This window comes from Paenibacillus sp. FSL R5-0928 (assembly GCF_037970385.1).
Lineage (GTDB): Bacteria > Bacillota > Bacilli > Paenibacillales > Paenibacillaceae > Paenibacillus_AQ > Paenibacillus_AQ odorifer.
Window position 1 is genome coordinate 3033655 of the sequence record NZ_CP150225.1, and the last position, 25722, is coordinate 3059376.

The following is a 25722-nucleotide window of genomic DNA, read 5'->3' on the forward strand; positions in this document are numbered from 1 at the left end:
TCCATGGCGAAAATTAAACTGAAATGGCCGCTTTATCACATCCTTATAGGTGGCCTCGCTATCGTTATGCTGTATCCGATTCTGTGGATGATCATGAGTTCTTTTAAAGAGAGCCGGCTAGTATTTGTTACAGCACAGCACCTTATACCTGATCCATGGGAATGGGGGAACTATGCTAAAGGCTGGGAAGGTGTTGCAGGTTACTCCTTTGGTGTCTTCATCAAGAACTCTTTTGTAATTGTCATTGTCGCAACACTGGGCGCAGTCATTTCATCTTCACTGGTTGCCTTTGGTTTTGCCCGCAATAAATTTGTAGGCCATGGCTTATGGTTCGGAATCATGATGATGACCCTGATGCTTCCTTCCGATGTGGTGCTCGTCCCTCAATACATTATCTATGCCAAATTGGAATGGCTCGACAGTATCAAACCGATCGTTGTTCCACAGTTCTTCGGTGTCCCGTTTTTCATTTTCCTAATGCTGCAGTTTATTCGGACCATTCCTGTTGAACTTGATGAAGCGGCTACCATCGATGGTTGTGGGAAATTTGGACTTTATTTCAGAATTATACTTCCGCTTATCCGTCCTTCTATGGCTACTGCGGCAATCTTTTCCTTCTATTGGCGTTGGGAAGACTTGCTTGGACCGGTATTGTACTTGAACTCACCTTCTAAATATACAGTTTCGATGGGGCTGAAAATGTTCCTGGACAGTGAGTCCGTATCCAACTGGGGTCCAATGTTCGCCATGTCTGTTCTAAGTTTGGCACCAGTCATGATTATCTTCTTTATCTTCCAAAAGCAGATTGTAGAAGGAATCAGCACCAGTGGTTTGAAAGGTTGATTTCAGCAAATGAATATAAATGTTTTAAATCTCTAATTAAGAAAGGTGCGGCTGAATTTGGATAGCTATCGTTTTGATTTTGGGATTAAGGAAGCTGAGCCTGGCTACACCAAAATTCGGCCGGACACATCTTATTCTAAGGAAATAGGGTATGGTTTCACTTCTGATTCCTCTGTCTTTGGTCGTTTCAGAGGGGGAACAGATATACTGCGAAGCGATTGCTGCATCCCACAGAAAGCAGTTTTTCTTCTGGATCTCCCGAATGGGGTCTACCGTGTTACGCTGCTGTTGGGTGATGCTCTGGCAGAGACCAGCACATTTATCAAAGCTGGAGAAGGCAAGTTCGTATTGGACACTCTAAATGTGCCTGCGGGCCAATATTTACGCGAATCCTTTGCAATTAGAATAAAGGATGGGCAGCTAAAGCTATCGTTCTCGGGTGCGGCACCGCGTATTAACGCCTTGGACATTCAGATGGACAATGAAGCGCTAGTCTTGTTTCTGGCGGGAGATTCCACGGTGACCGATCAAGGGGAAGAAGGTTATCCCTATGCGGGGTGGGGTCAACTGCTGCCACGCTGCTTCAAAGCGGGAATAGTTGTTGATAACCGAGCACTTTCTGGGCGCAGTTCCAAGAGTTTTATTGAGGAAGGGCATTTGGAGGGCATTGCCGCAGATATCAGACCCAGAGATTATCTGTTCATCCAGTTTGGACATAATGATTCCAAAACTGATGATTTAAGACATACCGAGCCCTTTACTACATATAAAGAACATTTGCTCCGGTTGATTACAGTCGCCCGAGAAGCGGGGGCCTATCCGGTTCTTGTGAGCTCTGTACATCGGCGAAGATTTGATAGTGAAGAAGCAATTGTAGACACGCATGGAGATTATTTAATCGCCATACGGGAACTCGCAGATACCGAGCAGGTTTCACTGATTGATTTAGCCGAGAAGAGCCGCAAGCTCTTTGAAGCTTATGGCTCAGAGGGCTCAAAAGATTTATTCATGTGGAGCTATCCAGGAGAATTTATTGCGCATCCAGGTGGCGTGCAGGATAATACACATTTTCAGATTTTAGGGGCTCGTCTTCTAGCTGAGCTTATAGTGGAAGGGATCCGGGAAGCCGGATTAAACGATCTCATCATTCATCTTCGTCAGGGAGAATAATAATCCTAAAGGAAAAGTAAATATCTGTCGGTTCAACTTCTGTATGCAAGGTTAAGGTTAAGGAAAGAACTTAACTGGAAGACTTGCATGATAAGAAGGAGGATATCACGATATGGCAGATAAAAAGCTTGTAGGTAAGGTTGCAGTTGTAACCGGAGGCGGCTCAGGAATTGGCCGGGCAACCGTGCTTGAGTTCGCACGTAACGGAGCCAAAGTTGTATTATTGGACAGAACTGTGGAGAACGCTGAAAAGGTTAGACAGCAAGTGGAGAAAGAGGGCGGAGAAGCCCTAGTTATCGAATGTGATGTTGCTGAACCACCACAAGTGGAAGCGGCGATAAACAAGGCGGCCGCGAAATGGGGTCGTCTTGATGTTGTTTTTGCCAACGCAGGGATTAATGGGGCGATGACGCCTATTGAAACGATGGATATTGAAGCTTGGGATCAGACCATTCATATTAACCTGCGTGGAACCTTCGCGACTGTAAAATATGCGATACCGCATCTAAAAGAAAGCGGAGGCAGCATCCTGATCAACAGCTCCATTAACGGAAATCGTGTGTTTTCCAATGTTGGTTTTTCTGCTTACAGCACGACTAAGGCAGGACAGGTTGCTTTTATGAAAATGGCGGCACTGGAACTGGCTCAATTTCAAATCCGCGTAAATGCGATCTGTCCTGGGGCTATAAAGACCAATATAGATGACAACACTTTTCCATCAGAGGATCTGAAAGAAGTGAAAATCCCAGTAGAATTTCCTGAGGGAGATCAACCGCTGGAAGAAGGTCCGGGGCGACCTGATCAAGTAGCTAAGCTGGCTCTGTTTCTGGCGTCGGAAGATTCAGATCATATTACGGGGACGGAAATTTATTGTGACGGTGCAGAGTCGCTTCTGCATGGTTAATTTTCCAACATAATCTTGACCTCTCATAACGGATTCCATCCTCGTCGCTATGCCGGACCACACGGGTCGAAAGAGCATATGCGCTGAGGATGGATATACCGTTTTTTGTTGTAAAATAAAGCTAATCATTATCTCCAATTTCCGTTATAATGGAGTATCTCTGGAGAAAGGAGATTGCGATATGGATTTTCAATTGGAATCATTAATGAAGTTACTAGTGGCCATGCTGTTCGGGCTGTTCATCGGGATTGACCGACAGATCAAGCAGAAACCGCTGGGGATACGGACCAGTATGGTCATAAGCATTGCGAGCTGTCTTGTCACAGTGGTGTCTATCCATGCCTTTGACAAGTTCGCAGGGCCAGAGCATCCAAACATGGACCCAATGAGGCTTGCGGCTCAGATTGTCAGCGGGATTGGTTTTTTGGGTGCGGGTGTTATTCTGCGTAGAGGCGGAGATGCCATTTCGGGCCTTACTTCGGCAGCACTCATCTGGACAGCTTCTGGAATTGGTATAGCTGTGGGTGCGGGATTCTATATTGAAGCAGCATATGCGGTTATTCTGCTGATGTTTGCTGTGAATTTAGTTCCTCATTTAATCCGCTCGCTAGGACCAGAAGTACTGAATAAACATGAAGTTTCAGTGAGGATCATTATGGAAGCTAATTTCGTGCTTACAGAAGTGATCCAAAAAATCGAGCGGCCTCAGGTCAGCTCGCAGCGTAGTACTAGAGGTCCATCCCGAGCGATTCGAAGAATGAAAATTAAAGATTTGGAAGATGGCAGACAAATGATCGATATGGTGATCTCAGCCCCGGATCGAGATTACGCAACAGAAATTTATTACGATGTGAAGAAAATTGAACATGTAATGAGCGTAGAAGTGGAGCAATTGTAAAAAGAGCATGTCACCTCATGACTAGATGTGGTAATCTATCAAGTGGAGACAATTATCAGACACTGGAAGGGAGAACAATATATTATGTCAATCACAGCGTATGAAGGACAATATGAAGGAGAAGCAGCTATCTGGTTGAACGCCGGTCGTTATGAGGCAGCTATTCTGCCAGGCATTGGCGGCAACCTGATCTGTTTCCGTGATACCGAAAACGGATATCGCTTCCTGCATGAGCCTGGAGCTGAAGAAATGGAAGCCTTCAAGGCAAGTCCGGGGATTCACGGAATTCCTGTATTATTTCCTCCAAATCGTTATGAGGATGGTAAATTTCCATGGAATGGTCAAACTTATCAATTCCCCGTAAATGAAGTTGCAACGGGCAACCATTTACACGGATTTTTACATACTGCAGCTTGGGAAGTCGAAGAATTTGGCAGCGGTAAGACTGAAAGCTTCGTAACCGTATTCATCAAGGTGGATGAGAATCATCCTTCTTATCAATATTTGCCACATAAGTATACGATCAAATTGCGTTATACCCTCGGCGAAGGAGGATTATCGCAACAGGTGCTGGTACACAATGATGGAGATGACGTGATGCCTTGCTTGCTGGCATTCCACACTGCCATTAACGCACCATTCGCACCAGGAAGCTCGGCACAAGATTACCGCGTAAAAGCTACTATTGGCGAGCGCTGGGAGCTTAACGACCGCATGCTGCCAACAGGCAAATTCCAGGCGTTGGAGCCAGGAGAAGTTCAGCTTCGTGAAGAAGGTGTGAATCCATATTTTGCATCGATGGACAATCACTACACGGCTGTACCTCAGAACGGACGCAACCGGATGGAGCTTACCGATAGCAAAGCTGGAGTAACCTTGGTGTACGATGTAGGGACTTCGTACAAACAATGGATGATCTGGAATAACGGTGCTACAGAACAGTTCTTCTGCCCTGAGCCACAAATTAACTTGGTGAATGCGCCAATGGTAGACCTTCCTGCTGATGATATCGGCTTGTTCAGCCTGAAACCAGGCGAATATTGGGAAGAAAGCAGCCGCCTGTACGTAAAATAGAGTTCATGTGAATATGAATAGGTTATAAAGAAGGGGCTGTCTCAAACGTAGTTTTTCTACGATTAGACAGCCCCTTAAATTTATCTCTTACTAATAATCTCTTCATTAATCTGTTTAATGATGTCTTGGATACTCTTCGAACCAAGATCACCTTCACCACGTTTTCTTACAGAGACAGTGTCGGAATTTTTTTCGTTCTCCCCCAGTACGAGCATGTAAGGTGCTTTTTCAAGCTGAGCTTCACGAATTTTGTAGCCTAACTTCTCATTTCGAATATCTACTTCGACACGAATGCCAGCTTTCTCCATTTGATGCTTCACTTGCAGTGCATAGTCAACATAGTTCTCAGAGACTGGCAATAACTTCGCATGAACAGGTGCGAGCCACAGTGGGAAAGCTCCAGCGAAATGCTCAGTAATAATCCCCATAAAACGATCGATCGATCCATACACAGCGCGATGGATTACGACCGGGCGATGTTTAAGATTATCTTCCCCGATGTAAGTAAGATCGAATTTCTCTGGCATTTGCCAATCTAGTTGGATTGTTCCACATTGCCAGCTTCGTTTTAGCGCATCTAAGATATGGAAATCAATCTTAGGTCCATAGAACGCGCCATCCCCTTCATTCACTCGATATTCGATCCCGAGATTGTCTAATACATTTTGTAAAGATTGTTCAGCCTGATCCCATAATTCTTCAGATCCCATATAATCTGCCGGCCGAGTAGATAATTCAATCTTATACTCAAAGCCGAACACTTGATAAATATGGTCAATCAGTGAGATTACCCGTCTTATTTCATCCTCGATTTGCTCTGGCAAAACGAAGAGGTGAGCATCATCCTGGCAGAAAGTGCGGACTCTCATCATCCCGTTAAGTGCTCCAGAATATTCATGGCGATGCACTTGACCGAATTCCGAGATACGGATAGGCAGTTCCCGGTAGGAATGCAGATTGTTTTTGAAAATTAGCATATGCCCAGGGCAGTTCATCGGCTTAAGGGCAAATTTTGTTTCATCTACATTTGTGAAATACATATTGTCCTTGTAGTGATCCCAGTGCCCCGACTGCTCCCAAAGCCGATTGTTCATCATCAGCGGTGTACGAACTTCATCGTAATCTCTCTGTCTTTGTAATTCCCGGGCAAAGTTCTCAAGCTCTGTACGGATTGTCATTCCCTTGGGAAGATAGAAGGGCATGCCTGGCGCTTCTTCAGAGAACATGAACAACTCAAGTTCTTTGCCGAGCTTACGGTGGTCACGTTTTTTAGCTTCTTCAAGAAACAGTAAATGTTCCTCTAACTGCGCTTTTTTAGGAAAGGCAGTTCCATAAATACGTTGCAGCATTTTGTTATTGGAATCTCCACGCCAGTAGGCACCCGCTACATTCAACAGCTTAAAGGCTTTGACCAAGCCAGTAGAGGGAAGATGTGGCCCACGGCAAAGATCGGAGAACTCACCTTGATCATAAATAGTTAATACTGTGTCTGCCGGCAGATCATGAATAAGCTCCAGCTTTAAAGGCTCATTCAACTCTTCAAAAAGTTTAATGGCCTCTGCGCGGCTCACCACACGGCGGACAATCTGGTGATTCTCTTGGATGATTTTCGCCATTTCTTGTTCGATTGCAGCAAGATCATCAGTGGATAGAGGTTTCTCAATATCAATGTCATAATAGAAGCCGTCTTCGATAACAGGACCTATGCCTAGCTGGACAGCTTTATCTCCATATATACGTTTTATGGCCTGCGCCATGATATGTGCAGTACTGTGTCTATAAACCTCAAGACCGTCTTTGCTATCCAACGTAACAATATCGAGCCGGCAATCATGTTCGATCGCTTGGTTTAGATCAACAGATTTTCCATCAATTTTTCCAGCTACAGCATTTTTTTTCAGACTGGTACTTATGGCACCTGCTGCTTCTTTAATCGTTGTTCCTTGCAGTACCTCTCTAATTGTTCCATCTTGCAGTGTTACCTTGATCTTCATGATTTTAGCCTCCGTTTCTCAAATATTGTTAGTTGTGAACGCAAAAAAACGCATCTCTCCCAGAAAGGGACGAGTGCGTTCAGCTCGTGGTTCCACCCTAATTCGACCTGTCACATGGACAGGACCTCATTGGTATCCGATATCGGGGATAAATCGGTGCCGCATACTACCGAAAAACAAAGTTCTACGGATTCAGCGTCACGGCTACAAAGGGGTAACTTCACAACCGGTAACTGGAGAAGCTTGCAGCCCGGACTTCTCTCTCTGGACAGTTCGTGTAGGAAATCATGTCTTTGATCATTGCCATATTCTGTTGCTAGTTAATATTACTCAATAGTATTCGATAAAGTCAAGGGGGGAGGTGCACAGAAAGCGGATGATCGTTTCTCCGCGTTCTTCATTTGCTTATTGGTAAAGGAAATGAGGAAGGGCTTGGCGAATTTATATTTCAACATGCTTAAGGAGGATTGTAATGCAGATTATTGCCATGCTGACGATGCTAATCGACCATATTGGCTATATCTTTTTCCCGGAGAATCTTGCTTGGAGATATGTAGGGAGAATAGCTTTTCCGATTTATTGTTATGGGCTTGTGCAGGGACATATCCATACTTCATCCAGACCTAAATATTTATTACGGTTGCTCTTGATAGCGATTATTGCTCAGATTCCCTATAATTTAGCGCTAAATTCTGGTGGCTGGAACGTGGTGTTTACGTTATTGCTGTCGGCAATCGTACTGGTTATTTTGGACAAACTGCCTTCACTATGGCTAGGTATACCTGTGGTAATTGCTGCTATAGTGTTAATGGATTATTACCCTATAGATTATAACGCGTACGGTTTGCTCTTAGTATTGATTTTTCGTTATACGAAATCGTACTGGCTTATTGGAGCCCATTTGGCACTGAATCTATTCTATATGTTTTATAATTATTGGGTTGTACAGATGCTAAGTATTTTACCTACCTTGCTGATTGCTTTTACGCCTTTGATTTGGAATCGCTTGGAGCGGCATCGGGTTCCGCGCTGGGTGTGGTGGTCATTTTATCCTGCACATTTACTGATGTTGGCAATAGTTAAGGCTGTAATTTACAAGGAATGGGCTCAGATCGAATGGCGAAGTTTGTTGAATATTTAAACATTTTACAATAAAAGGAACTTTGATTTACAAAACTTACCTTAGCTGAGATAATGGATTGATTTCACAAAATAAGATGAAGGAGACATGCTATGAGTAGAGTTAAAGCAAAAATGAAGTGGTTTTTGCCTTTTGTCGCACTGATGCTAGTTCTTGCCGGCTGTCAGTCGGTAGGGGGGTTCGATGTTAATAAGGCGTTGATTGGGGATGTTGATGTTAAATCATCAGAATCCAGTATGACTTTTTCCATGAATGCTGAGCCCATAGAGGGAATTAGCGCGGAAGATAAGGAAATGGTTGATCTTATTAATTCTTTTTCCTTGAATATTAGTAAAGCTAAGTTACAAGATAATGGGAGTTTATCGGCCCAAGGAACTGTTGGTTATAAACAATTGGATATTCCATTCACCTTGTTTATGGACAAACAAACACTTGCTTTTACAGTTGAAGGAGCAAAACAACCGTTCTACTTCCCTGTACAAGGATACGATGAAATCTTAGGTGAAGTAGGCTTGGATACGGCAAAAGCTGAAGATGTCAGTAAGCTGTTGACGAAATTCGTTGTTAAGAATCTTCCTAATCCTGGCGTAATCAACATTACACCGGTTAGTGATGCTGTGTATGGCGAGCAGTTGAACATGACGAAGCTGCATGCAGAAGTGACGGGTGATGAGCTTCCTGCACTGTTAAAAGGCTTCCTGAAGTCTGTCTCCAAAGACACAGAAGGTTTTACTGAATTGGTAGGTGGTCTTTACGACTATCTGTACCCTGTGATCAAAGCTATGGATGAAGACGGTTCTGGCGATATTTTCAATCTTGGATTCGGAGATATTCCACTGGATGATAAAGAAGCTGTCGTAACTGTATTGCATGATGCTGCCAAATTGGCTGTTGATGCATTGCTGCTAGTATATGACAATCAAGTGGACAGTCTTTACAAATCAACTCCTGAGATTAAGACTGTGTTGAGTAAGGATACGAAGTTATCTGTTGATATTTTCGTTGATAGTGCTCTGCATGTGCGTAAACAGAATGTTGATCTGAAAGTGGCGCTTCCGGGTACCGAGGATTTCCCACTGAAGAGTCTCTCGCTTAAAGCTTCCAGTCAGGTTTGGAACATTGGCGGTGCTGTAACTGCTGATCCAATCAGCACTGAAGGTGCACTTGATATTTCTTCCGGGCTTACACCTGGAGAGACTTTGAGAAACTTTGCCCCAGATTCTGATGTATATCGTATATTGAAGGATGATCTGGGCATTACGAAGAGAACCATTGTTATCGAACCTGATGACGAATATTATTACCCGATTGTAGACAAGAACACTACTTATATCCCACTGCGTTATTTGGCAGAAGATTTAGATGCTACTGTAGAATGGGATACTGTCAATCGTGCAATTAACGTTACTGATGGTGTGTACGGAGATAAACTGGTGTTCAAAATCGGTTCTTCCGAAGCCTTGATTAACGGCACGGCTGTAAAGCTTGCCCAACCTGTATTTGTTGACGAGTATGGCGATGCATATGTATCCTTGCGTCTGCTGGCTGAAGCGCTTCATGCTACTGTGTCGGTAGATGAAGATGGTTGGATTACTATTGTACGGAACTAGTTGCATCTTAACGATCAATTAACACAATAAACCCAGCTTCCATCTGACGCATAAATGCGAGTGGAGGCTGGGTTTTTTATATGAAATACATAAACCAGTTATTGCTTCGTTAATACCACCTCTAAAGCTATATTACTAAGCTCTTTATCCTCTGTCATACTTTGGATGTATCCACCTAAGAAACCTTCTTGTAGGCCTTCCCAAAGCTTGTAACCTGGCATCGCTTTAATATCTTCTGAGGAGCTGCCGGCTGTCCCCGCGAAGTATCTTACATTTAGCTTGGCCATTACCTCTGCCATCGATGCCTTTTCAGACTGCGTAAAGGAACTCTCCTTTAGACCATCCATAGCTTTGTTATAAGAGTTTGTAGCAAAAATATCCTCAGCATAGGTCTTAAAGTTTAAAAGATTCTGATCTGTAATGCCATTAGCTTTAGCCCATCCTTCTACATTTAAGGGCATTGCTTCATAATTGACGGTTCTGCTCAGAGGATCGAAGGTCATCGCTCCATATTGATGTGGATAAACAGCCATTGCACTTGTTGCGATATCATAAATTGGCATTACTTCCGAAGAAGTTGCCGGGTCTACCCGGATGTCCTGCATATGGATATGGCCTGACAAGACTAAATTAAGTTCATTTTCACGAAGTAACTTTATTGTTTCCTGACTGTTGTTAAGTTTAAAGCCTGAAACAGACATAGAGGTGTGGCTTAGTAGGTTGTGGTGCATAACCGTGAGGACAGAAGCATGCTCCTTGGCAGCTAGTTTAACAGAATTATCTATCCATGATAGGGTAGAGGCGGTCAGGCGTCCGTCCGTTTGGGGGAAACCGTATTTCTGATTGTTATGATATTGGCTGCTGTCAATCATAAGGAGCCATAAATTTGGAGCTGCTTTAACGATGTAACTTAGCGATTCTTTATCACGTGATACAGCCTCTTTGTAGCCGAAATTCTCATACATCTTGGTAAAGTCTTTGTCTGTAATAGAATCCGTAACGAGCTGCTTATCCCCGCTGAAGGATCTGGCCCAAGGATTAAATAAATCATGGTTGCCTGGAATGACATAAACAGAGGTTCCCTGCGCTTCAATTCGCTTTAGTTTTTGGGTTAGCTCCTGATGGCTGCTGCGTTCTCCGTTATTTGTTAAATCTCCACTGAGGATGAGAAAATCAGGCTTCTGCTGCTCAGTATCATAAACCAAGGTTTCAAGGATTTCATCACTGTAAGGCAGCATTTTTCCATCACCGCCAGTTACATATTTCTGAAAAGCTGTACCGCCATCCTGAAGCTTCTTATCTAAGAAGTGAGTATCCGTTGCCACCCAGAAAGTGAGGGGGTGAAGATCAGTCGGATCTAGTTCTGTAAAGGTCAAATTAGACGAATTTGTGTCTTTACAGCTAGTTAGAGCCAAGCTCAGGAAAAGGAGCAGCAACAAAGAGGTAAAGACTGATTTTTTATGTCGAACAAGGGCTTTCTTGCTCAGAAAATTCATGATTATAACCTTCCTTCTATACATTTGCTGCACTATTGTAGCGCATTTTAGCTCGTAGTGTATATCGGAAAAGGAAGAGGGCAGTTTCTAGCCCGCATGAATTGATTAATGATTAATAGATCAGGTGCATAATTAAGCCCATAAATGCGACAATAAGAGTTGGCAACGAATATATCCGACAAAATAAGTTGTGAATAACTGTTGTGTTTTCAGAAAAAAGGTGCTAAGATATATAAAAGTAAGTTACTAAAATTAATGGAGGTAGTTATTTTATGTCTAACAATTTCTTTGAAGCAGTAAAAGGAAGACGTTCCATATATGCCATCAGTAAAGAAACTACGATTTCGGATGCACAAATTGTAGAAATCGTTGAACAAGCGGTGCTACATAGCCCAACTTCATTCAACTCTCAAAGCTCAAGAGCCGTTGTTCTTCTTGGTGAACAACATGATAAGCTATGGGATATCACTACAGAAACATTGCGTAAAATCGTTCCTGCCGAACAATTTGAAGGAACAGCGCAAAAATTAGCGTCTTTCAAAGCAGGTTACGGTTCCGTACTATTCTTCGAAGATCAAACGGTAGTGAAGAGCCTGCAAGAGAACTTCGCTCTATATGCTGAGAACTTCCCAATTTGGGCTAACCAATCCTCTGGTATTCTGCAATTTGTAGTATGGACAGCACTTTCTGAAGCAGGTGTAGGTGCATCCTTGCAGCATTATAATCCACTGATTGATGATGAAGTAAAAGAAGCATGGGGGATCCCGCAAGAATGGAAATTGATTGCTCAATTGCCATTTGGTAAAACCGTTACTCCTGCTGGTGAGAAACAATTCCAACCGGTTGAAGATCGTGTTAAAGTCTTTAAATAAGTGAGATAAGCGTTTGAAACCTCCTTAACCAGGCTAAGTATGTATATAGACTGGTTAAGGAGGTTTTTTGTATGCCATGGAACAAAGAGGATTATCCAGAATCATTAAAGAACTTCACAGCACCTGTTCGCAATAAGGCAATCGATATTGCGAATGCGCTCCTCGAAGATGGTTATGAGGAGGGGCGGGCGATTTCAATTGCCACAGCGCAGGCGAAAGAGTGGGGGGAGAACCACGATAAACAAATCCGTAAAAAAGGCCATTAATGCTTAATCAAAGGCCTGAACATAGAAATAAAAAAAGCAGGACAGCGTTTATTAACGCTTGTCCTGCTTTTTGACGGGCACAATTATTTAGTAGATTCATTTCCTGCTGCTGCGCTTGCAGCTGGCTCAGCTGTTGCAGCTGCATCTTCTTTAGCGTCAGTAAGTGTGTTCGTAATTTTTGCTTTTTCAGTTGTTTCTGACAACCAAGTGGAGGACAGAGTGGAAACCTTTTGCGAAACTAGAGTTTTACGAATTTCATCTTTCTTTTCTTCCAGTGTATAGTCTTTAGCATCTTTATGGTCGGTTACTTTAATGATGTGATAACCATAATCGGATTTCACAGCATCACTGGTTTCACCAACTTTTAGCTTAAAGGCTACATCAGAGAATTCAGCTACCATATCGCCACGTTTGAAGAAGTCTAGATCTCCGCCATTATCCTTGGAACCCGTATCAGAGGATTTTTCCTTGGCAAGAGTAGCGAAATCTGCGCCTTCTTTCAATTGTTTCAGAATTGCATCTGCTTCTTCTTTAGTCTCAACGAGAATGTGGGAAGCGCGAACTTGTTCTTCTTCACTGAAAGTAGCTTTATTTGTGTCATAGTATTCTTTGATTTCATCATCCGTTACAGTGACTTGTGGCTCAAGGATTTTACGCAGCTTTACTTGCAGCGGCATTTGCTTTTTCAAGTCGTCTACAGTCATTGAGCTTTGGGACAAAGCAGCATTAAAGGCAGCCTCTCCGCCGAATTGTGCTTTAAGATCTTCAAGTTCAGTGTTGATGTCTTCATCTGTAACAGTTACGTTGGCTTTTTTAGCCTCTTGATCAACAAGCTCAGTAGTAATCATAGATTGCAGCGTGCTTTCTCCGCCTGCTTCGATCAATTTATCATAAAGTTGTTCTTTTGTAATTTTTGTTCCGTTTACTGTTGCAACAGCTTTTTTGCTGTCGTCTTTTTGGACGACCAGAACAATGATTAGTGCTGCAGCTAATACGATAGAGGCAATCATCCAAGCTTTATTGCTTCTAGGAGCAGTCGGAGGTGTAGGAGGCGTAGCGTTGTTCGCACCGACTTTGTTCATTACTGGAATACTGTCTGCTTTTGTTGTATTCACAGGTTCCTCAGCAGCTGCTTGCGCTACTTCAACCTCTTCATTGATAATCTCGGAAGTGTTCAAATCTTCTTCCGTGGTTCCGTTGTTTTCTAAGTTCTCATTTCCATTCAGATCTTTTTTGTCCATTATTAGTAATGACTCCCTTCAATATAGGTGTTGCTTGTCTATTTACAACTTTAACAGAAATCCTAATCCTAAACCTTAAGAAAGTATAAAAAAAGGCAGGATCTTTTTAAGTTTCTATTAATAAAAAGCAAAAAGCCGGAAATGGCATCAGTAACATGCCCTTCCGGCTAATGGGAATAAGATGTCTACTTCAGTCCTTTCAGAAGATGACGAATGCTTTCTTGTTTTCGTCTTGGGACACGTACGTTTTTAGCATACAGGCCCATTTCACCGAAATAAATGCAGTCATCTGCGATAGAGCTGATCTTGTTCAGGTTGACATAACAGCCACCGTACACATGATAATAACTTGAATTGGACAACAATCGATTTAATTGCTCGGCAGTCATTCTCTTTTTTATGTTATAGTTTCTGCCGTGAAAAATGACCAAATCATGGTCCCCGACCTTAAAGAACAGAATGTCTGTCTCCACCTCGAAGTCCTCGTACACATTTCTGGCTTCCAGCAGGATGCTACTCATTCATGTTCCCCCTTTATACGGAATAAAAGACTAATGTTAGCGCTTTCATTATATCACAACAGTTAATCGTTGGAAAGACCCATTTTTGAATTGTTTCGTACATTTCTAACTTTATCGTTTGTAATTAACGTTTAAAAATTGTAGATTATATAGATGATCACATCTAATGAGTGTGAAGTAGCAATACTTTGAGGAGGAATATAGAGATGAATGAGCAGAATAAGTTATTGCTGTTTACAGGTTCTTATGCAAGTGCCGCAGAAAGCGGAGTGCAGGTGTTTGAATTCGATGGAGCTGCAGGTGGTACGCTAAAGCTGCTGGATTCGGTGCAGGGCTTAACTAATCCTACCTTTGTTAATGTAGATGCCGCAGAGAAACGTCTATACGCTATAGGAGAAAAACCGAATGGTGAGGGTGGAAAAGAAGGTGAGGTTATTTCCTTTGCTATTGATCTAAAGGACGGGAAATTGAGTGAACTGAAACGCATTCCCTCCATGCCTGCCTCTGGCAATCGTCAAACAACCACCTGCCATATCAATAGAGATTTGAATGATGAATACGTGGTTGTATGTAGTTATCATGGTGGAAGTGTTGGCTTGATCAAATTAAATGAAGATAAAGCTGCAGATCAATTAGTTGATGTGGCCGTACATTCAGGTCATGGCCAACATCCTGAACGGCAGGACCGCCCTCATCCCCATTCCGCTATTTTCAGTCCGGACGGGCAGTATGTGTTTGTATCTGATCTTGGGCTTGATTTAATTCGGGCCTATAGAATCAATAGAGAAACCAACAAACTAGAGGTACATGGTGATACGGCGTTGCATCCAGGAGCGGGACCACGCCACTTCACTTTCCATCCAGACGGAAAGTCTGCTTATGTAATTAACGAGGTGGATTCCACCATTACATCGTTTACATATGACAGTGCCGCAGGCACTCTGCACACTGTAGATACAGTGCCGACACTGCCTGATGATTTTGACGAAGAGAATACATGCGCTGAAATCGCTATTTCCAAGGATGGGAAATATCTGTACGCTTCAAACCGTGGGGCTGATAATATTGCCGTATATGCGGTGGATAATGCTTCTCCTAAGCTTACACATCTTGAATATGTATCTACTCGTGGAGGACATCCACGTCACTTCGCATTGACACCAGATGGAGCTTATCTTATAGTAGCGAATCGTGATGCGAATAACCTGGTTGTATTTTCAATAGAAGCGGCTAGTGGCCGACTCGAATTTACTGGAAATACAGCTGAAGTATCCAAACCGGTATGTGTGAAGCCCGTAATTGTTCCTGCATAAAGTTACTCCGCTTGAAGAGTGAATAAGTGATCTTGGGAAATGCTAAAGGGAACACCGGATATAAAGTCCGGTGTTCCCTTTTTTTGAAAATAAAAGCCTGTGATTATCTGGTTGATGAGGTGAATGAGGGAGAAGACTATTTGAGCGAAACGGGCTTAAGAGGTACAATAGTGGATACTGCAGATTTGAATAGCACATTTTGCCTGCCATCACCTTGACCTTGTAAAGTGATTGTGAAAGCATCGTACGAGGTTACGAGCCCTTGCATTTTCACACCATTCGTCGTAAAAATCGTCACAGGCACCTTTGTGGAAATGAACTGGTTCAACAATCGTTCTTGCAATTTTAAACTCTCCACTTTGGCAGCACTCCATCTTCTGTGAATTTTTTTCTCTCAATAATTATAACATGGGTTAGTCCCTCACTGGAAATGAGATCAACAGTCACCAGAATAGACATGGAGGTATTTATGCTTTATTATCAGAACTGGTCTAGAGCTTTTCGCTTTTTTTTAGGTTTTGCTGCGTGTTTCGCCGTTATAGCTGTCCTTGTAAGTATGAATAAGGTATCAACCTTTGATAACTATATTATTGATTGGGTACAATCAGCGGAATCACCGGGGTTGACCTCATTCGCCAAAGGTTTATCTCTAATTGGTTCCTCTAAGATCGCTATTGGCATATCTATCGTTACCATGGCACTGCTCTATTTTTTGCTGAAACACCGATTTGAATTAATCTTGTTCCTATGGGTTGGATTAGGCTCACAGCTCTTGAATACAATAATGAAGTTATGTTTTCACAGAGAACGTCCGAATTTACATCGTATTGTCGAAGAGATTGGTTATAGTTTTCCGAGCGGGCACTCAATGGCAGCCTTCTCTTTGTACGGCGTTATTGCCTTTATACTGTGGCGTCATCTGCGGCGGAGGCATGAACGGGTCTTATTAATAATGTTCGCTGTATTCATGACCGTGGGGATTGGCTGGAGTCGTATCTATTTGGGTGTTCATTATCCGAGTGACGTTATTGGGGGATATATGGCTAGTGGCGCTTGGCTGATGTTGTCCATTTGTTTATTTCAAATCTACAAGAGCTCGCGTACGAATTAGGATAGATACAAAAACGGATATCTTTCATAGCGCATGAAGATATCCGTCTTTATGTGGAAGAAGATTGGTTAAGGGGTCGTCACATGTTGTTCAGATGTTTTGCGATCCTGGAATTGTCCCATTTTGCTTATTTTTTGCTTCAGCATCGCAGGAAGTCCTGCTTTAAGCTTTTGGGCTTCGTCTTTTGTCAGACGTCCTTCGGTGATGGCTTGATCCAGCCGTTGGTTTGCCGATTCGCAGAGCTTCTGAATATATTGATCTTCCGTCCAGCCTTTTTTCTCAAGAGCAAGCTGCGGGAGCGTTTTGCCTGCTTTCAGGCTATTGATTAGCTCTGTACGATCCATTTCCAGCAGTTTAGCCGTTTCAAAAATAATGAAATGTCCACCAGCCCTAACCTTTCCGTCTTTTCCTGGATGGTGACCGTGACCTTTCTCTGAAGGGTGGGCACCAGGTGCGGTGGCTGTGGGGGTTACTTTCTCAGCAGAAGCACTTCCAATTGGCGCAAGAGCTGGAGACAGGCTGAGAAAAATAACGGTTGTGAAAGTCATTAATCTTTTGATATGGTTATTCATTCACTCACCTCGTATGTTATGTGATAGGCACTACTCGGATTAGTATTCCCTGAAAGCTGAAAGAAACATGAGTGAGAGCTTAAATGTTCTTAAAATTCATCAACTCCAGGCTGGGGTAATTAGAAGTACGAGGGTTCGCTGATGTTCATATTGTAGCGTGGGCTAATTTTTAGGAGGGATAGGTTTGGCTTTAGGAGCTCGCATATTTAAAACAGGTTTGGCCGTTACGCTAGCCCTGTATTTAGCTGTAATGCTTCAATTTCCTTCTGCCGTGGGTGCAGGGATTGCGGCGATTTTCGCTATGCAGCCCTCTATTTATCGCTCTTGGCGTTATTTTCTTGACCAGCTCACGACTAGTACAATGGGGGCCGTTCTGGCTTTACTCGGAGGGATGCTGTTATCCAATAGCCCAATAGCAGTCGGTTTGGTCTGTATTCTAGTCATTATGATCAGTATGAAAATCAACCGGGCGGATACGATAAGTCTTACGTTAGTTACTGTAATAACAGTGATGGAGGCTTCGGGTGAATGGCAATTCGCACTTAATCGCTTTTTATTAACTTTGACAGGTATTGTTTCTGCATTTCTAATCAATATTATTGTCGTTCCTCCAAAACCTCGTAAGCAATACATTAAGCAAATTGAGAATGTTTTTTCAAGCCTCTCTTTATTGCTGAGAACAGCGGTTTCTCATGAGATGAAGGAAAGTGTATTTCGTGATGAAAAAAATGCCTTACATTCATCCATAAAATCGTTGGCGGATAAGTATGCATTGTTTGAGGAGGAGCAGAAGCAGTTAAAACGGGCCAAGTATAGCCAGACTAGACAAATGGTTGTGTATAAGAACCTGTTAGCTTCTTTGCAAAAAGGTTACGATGTTCTCGAGGCTGTAGATCGGCATTATTTCCAGGCGGATCGGACCGAACATACAGATGCTCTATTTGATAATCATTTGGAACATTTAATCAAATATCATCAGCACATCTTACTTAAGTTTGAAGACAAATTAAAGCCCAATGCCAATGATTCCGAACCCTTGGGAGAAGACAATGATGATTTTCTGAATACCGCGATTTTGGGGTATAATGCAGAGAAAATAGGTCAGCTGCGTTTATATGTTGTGGCAGCGGCGATTTATGATTACGGATATCAATTGGAGCGCTTAGATAAAGTGGCCGATCAGATGAATCGTATAGCAGAGGAGAAAGAATCTGTGCACGAAGCCTAAACATAACCTTGTGAAGAGCAACATATAAGCTTTGTAACAGTAAAAAAATCCGGTTCCTTAGGGACCGGATCATCTATTTAAGAGAATACTTGAAATCTCAACTTGTAATTGCTAAAATGAGAAGATATCGAATAAACATGCATTTAAAAACATAAATATGCAAATTTATCATATCACGATTCAAATGGAATGTCAACCTTCCAAAAGGGGATGAAATGTAGTGGATAACAATGAAAGTCAGTGGAAAGAGGAACAGCAACGGGTTGACGGAGTAACCAAACTTCTGTCAGCCCATATTCGCCATTTATCAGAGGAGCTTGGACTTCATCGCAGTGATGTAGTGGATATGCGGAAAGACTTCTGGGAAGAGGTAACCGTAAACTTCAGTAGCCCGGATGATTTGGGAGAAACCTCAACAAGTCTTCGCCAACAGTCCCAAATCCTAAATGAACGGGAACGTCATCATTTGCAATCAAGCAAAGCGCTGAAAAAATATAAAAAGCTGGTTGTCTCTCCTTACTTTGGCCGAATTGATTTCACCGAGGAACCAACTGGCGGGCTGGAAAAGATTTATCTAGGAATTGGATCATTGATGGAGGATGATGGTACCTTTTTGATTTATGACTGGCGCGCGCCTATTTCCAGTCTGTATTATGACGGAGCCCCTGGTCCCGCTGCTTATGAAACACCTGGAGGATTAGTCTCCGGAACAATGAACCTTAAACGCCAGTTTGTTATTGCTGACGGTGTAATTGAAGTTATGTTTGACACTGGGGTTACGATCGGGGATGAGCTGCTGCAGCAGGTGCTAAGTCATAGCGCTGACGATCGGATGAAAAGTATTGTTGCTACAATTCAGAAAGAGCAAAATGCGATAATCCGCAACGACAAAAGCAGGATGCTAGTTGTGCAAGGAGCAGCGGGAAGCGGGAAAACGTCTGCTGCATTGCAGCGGGTAGCTTATCTTCTATATAAATACCGTGAAGTATTATCAGCAGATCAAATGCTGCTGTTCTCACCGAATCCGCTGTTTAACAGCTATGTATCTACAGTGCTCCCGGAGCTAGGCGAAGAAAATATGCAGCAAACAACGTTTCAAATGTATTTGGAACATCGTCTTGGCCATGAATTCCAGCTCGAAGATGTCTTTAGTCAGACCGAAAGTCTACTAAATGCTCCTGATGGTCCTGAGGTGGCTATACGCAGAGAAGGCATTGCCTATAAATCGTCTGTACCTTTCCTAGATGTGATTCGGCGATATGCTACGTTGCTGGAACAGGAGGGCATGCTTTTTAAACCTTTAATGTTTCAAGGGAAAGCAGTGGTCAGTAAAGAAGAAATGGAACGCCAATTCTACGCGTACGATCCTGCCATAAAGCTTGCGAATCGTGTGGATTTGATGATCCGCTGGCTGCTTAAGAAGATCGCAGATTTTACCCATGAGGAAAGAAATGCACAGTGGGTTGAAGATCAGATCGAGCTGCTGGATTCCAGCGATTATCACCGTGCGTATCAGATGTTGCGCCGGAAGAAGAAAGCTTCGCAGGATAGCTTTGACGATTTTGATACCGAAAAAGAAGTGTTATCTCGTTATGTAGTCAGCCAGCGGCTCAAACCACTGCGTGGTTGGACTAAACGGGGTCGATTTGTGGACGTTAAGGGCTTGTACAGCACGTTATTTACAGATCGCGAACTTATGGAGCGCCTCAATGGTGATTATCCTTTACCAGAGGTGTGGGATGATATCTGTGAGCAGACATTGGAATCTATTGGAGTGAACGAGCTTGCTTATGAAGACGCTACGCCATTCCTTTATCTGAAGGAGTTAAGCCAAGGCTTCCGGACCAACACACTGATCCGCCATGTGATTGTAGATGAAGTACAAGACTACTCTCCATTCCAATTAGAGTTCATGCGCCGTTTATTTCCAAGAGCAAAAATGACCGTATTAGGCGACCTGAACCAGGCCATTTATGCACAAGGTGAGGTACTGGGGGATTTGTCTAGTCTCGTAAGTATATATGGTGAAGAAAACACAGAAGTGATCTCGTTAACCCAAAGCTACCGTTCAACTTATGAGATCGTGGAGTTTACGCGGTCAATGATCCCTGGAGGAGAACGAATCGTACCGTTTAATCGGCGGGGAGAAGAACCCAAGCTAAGTGTGGTATCCAGCGAGAAGGAGCTTCTGAATGCTGTAGAACAGGATATCCGGAAGCTGCATTCTGAGGGATATCATTATGTAGCTGTCATCTGCAAAACAGCGGAGGAAAGCGCAAGGGTTCATGCTGAACTGAATCGTAGCCTGCCGGTAAGACTTGTTACAAAGGAAACGCCGAATTTTCAGAAGGGGACACTGGTTCTGCCTGCTTATTTAGCAAAAGGTGTGGAGTTTGATGCGGTCGTCATCTTTGATGGCTCGGCTGAACAATATGGCAGAGAAAGTGAACGCAAATTGTTTTATACGGCTTGCACTCGGGCTATGCACTTACTGCATATTTTTAGCCTGGGTGAACCTAGTCATTTTATTCCGTCCGCTAATGTGGCATCTTTAAGCGCCGGATCGCTGTAACCATAGATCTCTTCATTTTAAGATCGTCCTTTTCGCAGCAGCGGAGGGACGGTTTTTTTGTTTTCATGAATAAAGAAGGGCGAACAAACCACAATAAAGAATGTTGTACACAATGACAAAGGTGGTCAGTTCATGAAGGAAAGAAAATGGGATCTGCTTGCCTTAGCATCAATCCCACTAATAATGACCCTCGGTAACTCCATGCTGCTGCCTATTCTGCCGCAGATCTCCAAAGAACTAGGCATTAGTGCTTTTCAAGTCAGTATGCTGATTACCGTGTATGGATTGATGGCAATTGTAATGATCCCTATTGCAGGTTATCTGTCAGACCGTTTTGGGCGAAAGAAGGTTATTCTTCCTAGTTTAATCATTGCCGCAATTGGTGGTGCCGTCTGCGTGGTAGCTGCTTGGTTTATGAAGGGGGTTAGCGCTTATTGGGTGATCTTAGCGGGGCGTCTGTTGCAAGGAATTGGTGCAGCGGGTGCTTTTCCAATTGTAATACCCTTTGTAGGCGATTTGTTCAAGGAAGAAGAGGATGTGAGCAAAAGTCTGGGAATCATTGAGACCTCCAATACGTTTGGTAAAGTACTCAGTCCAATTCTTGGTGCCTATCTTGGGATATGGCTCTGGTTTGCTCCTTTTATTGCGATTCCCATTCTATGTCTAATTTCATTTTTGTTAGTTTTATTTCTCGTCCGAAAGCCCGAAGCGAAGGATGAACCTGAGAAACAGGAAATCCGAGCGTTTTTAGCTGGAATTGTGAGTGTTTTACGTAAAAAAGGGCGTTGGCTGTATGCTATTTTTGCCATAGGCGGCATTTGTATGTTTGTGACCTTTGGTGTCCAATTCTATTTATCAGAAATGCTGGAAACTAAATATAAAATGCACGGGGCGACGAAGGGGTTTGTGCTGGCGATACCGCTTGCCCTCTTATGTCTGTCCTCCTACGGCACAGGAAAGATCATTGGTCAGAATAAAACGCTAATGAAATGGCTGGGCTTTGGAGGAATGGTGTTACTGACTGCGGCCATGATTTGTGCGGGATTCAACAAAGGCATTTATTTTTTAGTAGGATTTATGGGTTTAGGCTGTGTTGGAATCGGGATTGTACTTCCTTGTATGGACGCTTTAATCACGGAGGGGATTGAGAAGGAGAACAGCGGCACGATAACCGCTCTTTATAGTAGTATGAGGTTTATAGGGGTAGCGTTGGGACCGCCGGTGGTATCGCTGCTGTTAAGCAGTGGGCATTGGGTATTGTTCGCGTTGATGGCTACAGTAGGGGCAATTGGTGGATTGCTGACCTTATTTGCGGTAACTCCGAGTAAGGGGGAAAAGGGAGAACCAGGCGTTAAAGATACAGAGAAGATAATTCCTCCGATCTGGCCGAAACGTGTTCGCCAAACCTCTGCAATGTCTCTGGATGGAAAAAAGGGCTATCCCTAAGCTGCGTTGCCGCAGCTTGTGGGATAGCCCTCTTGATAAAAGAATAAAAGATATTCTTATGCTTGTGGAACGGATTCCCAATCCTTCAAGAAACGTTCAATACCGTTATCTGTCAGCGGGTGCTTCCAGAGGGTTGGCAGAAGTGAGCCTGGGATTGTAGCGATGTGAGCACCAGCAATAGCTGCTTGCTCAACATGTGCAATGTTGCGGATACTTGCTGCAATGATCTCGGATTTCAAGTTGTAGTTAGTCAGGATAGTCTTCAGATCCTTGATCAGCTTCATTCCATCAACACCGATATCATCCAGACGACCTACGAAAGGAGAGATATAAGTTGCGCCTGCTTTAGCAGCCATCAAACCTTGAGCCGCGGAGAATACTAGTGTAACGTTAGTTTTGATGCCTTTTTTAGTAAGCTCATAACAAGCTTCCAAGCCATCTTCAGTCATAGGGAGTTTAATTACAACGTTTGGAGCCCATTCAGCAATTTCGTATGCTTCTTTAAGCATTTCTTCTGCTGTAAGTCCGATTACTTCTGCGCTTACAGGTCCTGGAACGATTGCAACGATTTCTTTGATAACATCCTTGAACAATCTTCCTTCTTTAGCGATCAGCGAAGGGTTAGTCGTTACGCCATCCACTAGTCCCAGGCGAGTAATACGTTTGATTTCTTCAATGTTTCCGGTATCCAAGAAAAACTTCATTTTAAATTTCCTCCCTTGATTTCCATATGGATTGACAAGCAACATTCATATTTACATTATGAGACATGCAAATCAAAGTTTCAACTGTTATTTTGAATATTTCAAAATAACTTTATAGAACCAGTATTACCTGTATGCGCTGAATTTCAGATAATATAAGATTGGCTTAGGCCTCCCTCCATGATAATATATAACCGGAATTGTTATTTTGGAGTGGGGGGTGGGGATGGGATGATGTATGCGATATTGCTTATTTTACTTGTGCTTGTGCTGGCAGCAGCGGGATTCCTTGCCTACCAGAACAGCAAGTTGGTGTCTAATCAGAAGAAACTCGGTACTGCATCAAGTGATCCTTCCCTTATGTATTCTATCTTTGACCAATCTAGTGCAGCTGGTGTTGAAGAACCTGAGGCCATTCCGTTATTTCAATACACTGTATTTGCGCGGTCGAATGGAGCGGTTGTTGGGAACAAGCCTGTAGCTATGATTATTCTGTGCAGAGTTGCTGCGGGTAAAGGTGATTACTTACTGGCCGATGTCGAGCGTAATATGCTTGACAAGATTAGTAGGCCAATGCCTTTGAATGCGTATTCTGAGCATAAAGCCTACTTACACAGGACGGCTAATCACACAGAAAAAGAGATGGTTCTCAATCTAGAGGATGCAGTGAATTTACAATATACATAGAGTAGGGTGAAAGATATTGATTTTTTGCTCTGCGCAAAGCATAATACAAATTTGGATATAAAAAAGAATCAAACAGCCGGAATGTTAAACACGGCTACCGGCCCAGTGATTGATTATTAATGGATGCCAGTCAGCACTTAGGCATGATATCTCCCTACGGGTGCATTAAGCACCCATTCCAGCATCATGATCATATCTTCAACTCTAGTGAGCTGAGTTTGTAGGTTATCTTGCTGTGGACTGTCTTCTGTTAATGAAGCTAATCTTGATTCCAGAGATCTGCGCTGCAGTGTCAATTCGTTGATTTTAGATTGAATTTGGTTTTCGGTTCTCATCCGGAATCCTCCTGAACAATAGGTGATTTCAACATCATCATAGATCATTATAACGGATAACATGGGGGTAATAAAATGAGTATCAATGTTAAACAATTAGCCGCGGAAAAAGCAGTGGAATTTGTAAAAGATGGCATGAAGATCGGCCTTGGCACTGGCTCTACTGCCTATTGGGCGATCAACAGACTTGGTGAGCGCGTCAGTGAAGGTCTAAAGATTACCGCTGTAGCAACCTCCCGTGCTTCCGAAGAACAGGCGCGTGAACTTGGGATTCCAATCGTAGCTTTTGGAGATATTGATAGTCTGGACCTGACCATTGACGGAGCGGACGAGCTGGATAGTAGTCTACAGCTTATTAAAGGTGGCGGCGGCGCGCTGCTTCGGGAGAAAATTGTTGCGAGTAACAGTACTCGTATGATCGTTATCGCCGATGAGAGTAAAGTGGTAAATACACTCGGCAAATTCCCGCTGCCTGTAGAAATTGTTCCTTTTGCATGGGAATGGACTGTGGCTGAACTTGCCAAGCTGGGTTGCAATCCTGAATTGCGTCGTAGTGGAGAAGAGCTGTACAAGACAGATAACGGCAATTACATCGCAGACTGCCGGTTCGAAGCGATTGAGTCCGCACCGAAGCTGGCACTGGCCATCCAAAGTATTCCGGGAGTTGTAGAACACGGCCTATTTATCGAAATTGCAGCTATGGCTATTGTGGGTAAAAAAGATGGAAGCATTGAAATTATAGAAGTTAAACCGGGCAATTGATCGTTCGTAGATCTAGAGAATCTAGCAGTTTACGGAAGCTGAGAGCATTGACACGGATAGGGCTGACTCTGTATAGTGCTACTGTTATCTATTGGATGTTCATCGGTTTTGGGCGTGAGATTCATACAGGTGGCCCGCTTCAGTACAATTTGATCCCATTACGTACGGTGTCACTTTATTTCGACATGAATAACGGGTTATCGCTGATCAGCCGGTTTGTGAATCTGCTTGGAAATGTTGTTGTGTTTATTCCATTTGGTATACTAATTCCACTTGCAAAGACACGGCCAATTTCTTGGATAAGAATCTCTTTATATGCTGTTCCTTGCATCCTGCTTTTGGAGTCTCTGCAAATGCTGCTGCATGTGGGAAGCTTTGATATTGATGATTTATTGTTAAACATGTTAGGGATATGGACAGGTTACGGTATGTTTCGAATCGGGTACAGAAGCAACAGAGAAGGAGGAATGTGAACAATGTTGGTAGATCTTAAATCCCTTATTGGTTCGCCTGAGGTGAACGAGCTGTTGACGTATGCGGTCATTGATGACCCCAACGCTTTGGAGCAGACTTCGTCTGAGTACAACGAACAAGCCGGGCTGCAGTTATATGGCTGGGAAGAAGAAGAACTCCTGCTTGGTCTTGTAGGCTTCGAAGAAACCGAAGACGGTTCTTTGGACATTCGGCATATTGCCGTATTGCCAGAGAATAGAGGGAAAGGTTATGCACGGGGGATGATTCTGGAGCTGCTCGCTTCTCGTCAGCCGCGTTATCTGGTAGCTGAGACTGAGGATGAAATCGCCGCAGATTTTTATCGCAGTCTAGGGTTCATGGTGTACAGCTTAGGAGAGAATGAAGCCGGAATTGAAATGTTAAGATGTGTATACGAAGTTGAAGAGACCGAGGATGAGGACTAAAAAGTCTTTGGAGGTCATAAAATGGCAGGTCGAGAGAAATCTCGG

The 25722-nt window shown here is 43.2% G+C and carries 26 protein-coding genes; 18 read left to right on the top strand and 8 right to left on the bottom strand.

From position 1 onward, the window contains the following. Positions 1–3 precede the first annotated feature (3 nt). The 5 genes from MKZ16_RS13525 to MKZ16_RS13545 all read left to right on the top strand — a co-directional run bounded on the left by MKZ16_RS13525 (position 4) and on the right by MKZ16_RS13545 (position 4889). Positions 4–843, top strand: coding sequence for a carbohydrate ABC transporter permease (locus tag MKZ16_RS13525; protein ID WP_076105000.1), 840 nt, complete (start codon positions 4–6; stop codon positions 841–843). A 57-nt stretch (positions 844–900) separates the two neighbouring features. After that, positions 901–2013, top strand: a complete 1113-nt coding sequence (locus MKZ16_RS13530; RefSeq protein ID WP_076105001.1) for a rhamnogalacturonan acetylesterase — start codon at positions 901–903, stop codon at positions 2011–2013. A 112-nt stretch (positions 2014–2125) separates the two neighbouring features. Beyond that, a complete protein-coding gene (locus tag MKZ16_RS13535; protein ID WP_076105002.1) occupies positions 2126–2917 on the top strand; it encodes an SDR family NAD(P)-dependent oxidoreductase in 792 nt (263 codons plus the stop codon). A gap of 181 nt (positions 2918–3098) precedes the next feature. Then, a complete protein-coding gene (locus MKZ16_RS13540) occupies positions 3099–3815 on the top strand; it encodes an MgtC/SapB family protein (RefSeq protein ID WP_036686231.1) in 717 nt (238 codons plus the stop codon). A gap of 84 nt (positions 3816–3899) precedes the next feature. Beyond that, the gene (locus MKZ16_RS13545; RefSeq protein ID WP_076105003.1) at positions 3900–4889 is read left to right on the top strand and encodes an aldose 1-epimerase; all 990 of its coding nucleotides are present in this window, start codon (positions 3900–3902) and stop codon (positions 4887–4889) included. Positions 4890–4969: 80 nt separating this feature from the next. Here the strand turns inward: MKZ16_RS13545 and thrS are convergent, their stop codons facing one another. Continuing rightward, on the bottom strand, positions 4970–6883 hold the full coding sequence (thrS, locus tag MKZ16_RS13550; RefSeq protein ID WP_038570353.1) for a threonine--tRNA ligase: 1914 nt from the start codon (positions 6881–6883) through the stop codon (positions 4970–4972). A 472-nt stretch (positions 6884–7355) separates the two neighbouring features. Between thrS and MKZ16_RS13555 the strand changes: the two genes are divergently transcribed. After that, positions 7356–8024, top strand: a complete 669-nt coding sequence (locus MKZ16_RS13555) for a TraX family protein (RefSeq protein WP_076105004.1) — start codon at positions 7356–7358, stop codon at positions 8022–8024. Positions 8025–8116: 92 nt separating this feature from the next. Continuing rightward, entirely contained in the window at positions 8117–9634 is a 1518-nt protein-coding gene (locus MKZ16_RS13560; RefSeq protein ID WP_051491446.1) for a copper amine oxidase N-terminal domain-containing protein, read from the top strand. A 98-nt stretch (positions 9635–9732) separates the two neighbouring features. On the opposite strand, the gene MKZ16_RS13565 is transcribed toward MKZ16_RS13560, so the two are convergent. Beyond that, positions 9733–11130: a metallophosphoesterase gene (locus MKZ16_RS13565; RefSeq protein WP_076101666.1), complete on the bottom strand. Its 1398-nt coding sequence runs from the start codon at positions 11128–11130 to the stop codon at positions 9733–9735. Between the two features lie 272 nt (positions 11131–11402). Between MKZ16_RS13565 and MKZ16_RS13570 the strand changes: the two genes are divergently transcribed. Both MKZ16_RS13570 and MKZ16_RS13575 read left to right on the top strand, forming a co-directional pair. Then, positions 11403–12002 carry a nitroreductase family protein gene (locus tag MKZ16_RS13570; protein WP_038570356.1) on the top strand — a complete coding sequence of 200 codons (600 nt, stop codon included), beginning with the start codon at positions 11403–11405 and terminating at the stop codon, positions 12000–12002. A 71-nt stretch (positions 12003–12073) separates the two neighbouring features. Beyond that, positions 12074–12268 carry a hypothetical protein gene (locus MKZ16_RS13575; protein ID WP_036686240.1) on the top strand — a complete coding sequence of 65 codons (195 nt, stop codon included), beginning with the start codon at positions 12074–12076 and terminating at the stop codon, positions 12266–12268. An 83-nt stretch (positions 12269–12351) separates the two neighbouring features. On the opposite strand, the gene MKZ16_RS13580 is transcribed toward MKZ16_RS13575, so the two are convergent. Continuing rightward, complete coding sequence (locus tag MKZ16_RS13580; protein ID WP_076105005.1) at positions 12352–13509, bottom strand: peptidylprolyl isomerase; 1158 nt, start codon at positions 13507–13509, stop codon at positions 12352–12354. Between the two features lie 185 nt (positions 13510–13694). Then, positions 13695–14030 (bottom strand): hypothetical protein, encoded by a 336-nt coding sequence (locus MKZ16_RS13585; protein ID WP_036686243.1) that lies wholly within the window; start codon positions 14028–14030, stop codon positions 13695–13697. A 206-nt stretch (positions 14031–14236) separates the two neighbouring features. Between MKZ16_RS13585 and MKZ16_RS13590 the strand changes: the two genes are divergently transcribed. Beyond that, positions 14237–15343, top strand: a complete 1107-nt coding sequence (locus MKZ16_RS13590) for a lactonase family protein (protein WP_076105006.1) — start codon at positions 14237–14239, stop codon at positions 15341–15343. Positions 15344–15479: 136 nt separating this feature from the next. Here MKZ16_RS13590 and hfq read toward each other — a convergent pair whose 3' ends face one another. Continuing rightward, positions 15480–15701, bottom strand: coding sequence for an RNA chaperone Hfq (gene hfq, locus MKZ16_RS13595; protein ID WP_036686247.1), 222 nt, complete (start codon positions 15699–15701; stop codon positions 15480–15482). A 198-nt stretch (positions 15702–15899) separates the two neighbouring features. Between hfq and MKZ16_RS13600 the strand changes: the two genes are divergently transcribed. After that, on the top strand, positions 15900–16454 hold the full coding sequence (locus MKZ16_RS13600; protein ID WP_256717292.1) for a phosphatase PAP2 family protein: 555 nt from the start codon (positions 15900–15902) through the stop codon (positions 16452–16454). Between the two features lie 68 nt (positions 16455–16522). Here MKZ16_RS13600 and MKZ16_RS13605 read toward each other — a convergent pair whose 3' ends face one another. Then, the gene (locus MKZ16_RS13605; RefSeq protein ID WP_076101670.1) at positions 16523–17026 is read right to left on the bottom strand and encodes a hypothetical protein; all 504 of its coding nucleotides are present in this window, start codon (positions 17024–17026) and stop codon (positions 16523–16525) included. Between the two features lie 184 nt (positions 17027–17210). Here MKZ16_RS13605 and MKZ16_RS13610 point away from each other — a divergent pair, with 184 nt between their 5' ends. The 3 genes from MKZ16_RS13610 (at position 17211) to MKZ16_RS13620 (ending at position 22272) form a co-directional block, all read left to right on the top strand. Next, positions 17211–18254, top strand: coding sequence for an aromatic acid exporter family protein (locus MKZ16_RS13610; RefSeq protein WP_038570371.1), 1044 nt, complete (start codon positions 17211–17213; stop codon positions 18252–18254). Between the two features lie 220 nt (positions 18255–18474). Beyond that, the gene (gene helD / locus MKZ16_RS13615; RefSeq protein ID WP_076105007.1) at positions 18475–20826 is read left to right on the top strand and encodes an RNA polymerase recycling motor HelD; all 2352 of its coding nucleotides are present in this window, start codon (positions 18475–18477) and stop codon (positions 20824–20826) included. 132 nt (positions 20827–20958) lie between these two features. Beyond that, entirely contained in the window at positions 20959–22272 is a 1314-nt protein-coding gene (locus tag MKZ16_RS13620; protein WP_081393389.1) for an MFS transporter, read from the top strand. Between the two features lie 56 nt (positions 22273–22328). Here MKZ16_RS13620 and fsa read toward each other — a convergent pair whose 3' ends face one another. Next, a complete protein-coding gene (gene fsa, locus MKZ16_RS13625; protein WP_036686257.1) occupies positions 22329–22976 on the bottom strand; it encodes a fructose-6-phosphate aldolase in 648 nt (215 codons plus the stop codon). A 231-nt stretch (positions 22977–23207) separates the two neighbouring features. Between fsa and MKZ16_RS13630 the strand changes: the two genes are divergently transcribed. Continuing rightward, positions 23208–23663 carry a hypothetical protein gene (locus MKZ16_RS13630; protein WP_038570375.1) on the top strand — a complete coding sequence of 152 codons (456 nt, stop codon included), beginning with the start codon at positions 23208–23210 and terminating at the stop codon, positions 23661–23663. Between the two features lie 137 nt (positions 23664–23800). Here MKZ16_RS13630 and MKZ16_RS13635 read toward each other — a convergent pair whose 3' ends face one another. Continuing rightward, positions 23801–23998: a hypothetical protein gene (locus MKZ16_RS13635; protein WP_036686261.1), complete on the bottom strand. Its 198-nt coding sequence runs from the start codon at positions 23996–23998 to the stop codon at positions 23801–23803. Positions 23999–24079: 81 nt separating this feature from the next. On the opposite strand from MKZ16_RS13635, the gene rpiA reads away from it, so the two are divergent. Genes rpiA through MKZ16_RS13650 form a run of 3 tightly spaced genes read left to right on the top strand, consistent with a single transcriptional unit; the run spans position 24080 to position 25677 of the window. After that, entirely contained in the window at positions 24080–24760 is a 681-nt protein-coding gene (gene rpiA / locus MKZ16_RS13640; RefSeq protein ID WP_143758722.1) for a ribose-5-phosphate isomerase RpiA, read from the top strand. Continuing rightward, positions 24757–25233, top strand: a complete 477-nt coding sequence (locus tag MKZ16_RS13645) for a VanZ family protein (protein ID WP_141118495.1) — start codon at positions 24757–24759, stop codon at positions 25231–25233. Before rpiA ends, MKZ16_RS13645 begins: the two co-directional genes overlap by 4 nt. A 3-nt stretch (positions 25234–25236) precedes the next feature. After that, positions 25237–25677, top strand: a complete 441-nt coding sequence (locus tag MKZ16_RS13650; RefSeq protein WP_076105008.1) for a GNAT family N-acetyltransferase — start codon at positions 25237–25239, stop codon at positions 25675–25677. The last annotated feature ends 45 nt before the right edge of the window (positions 25678–25722 follow it).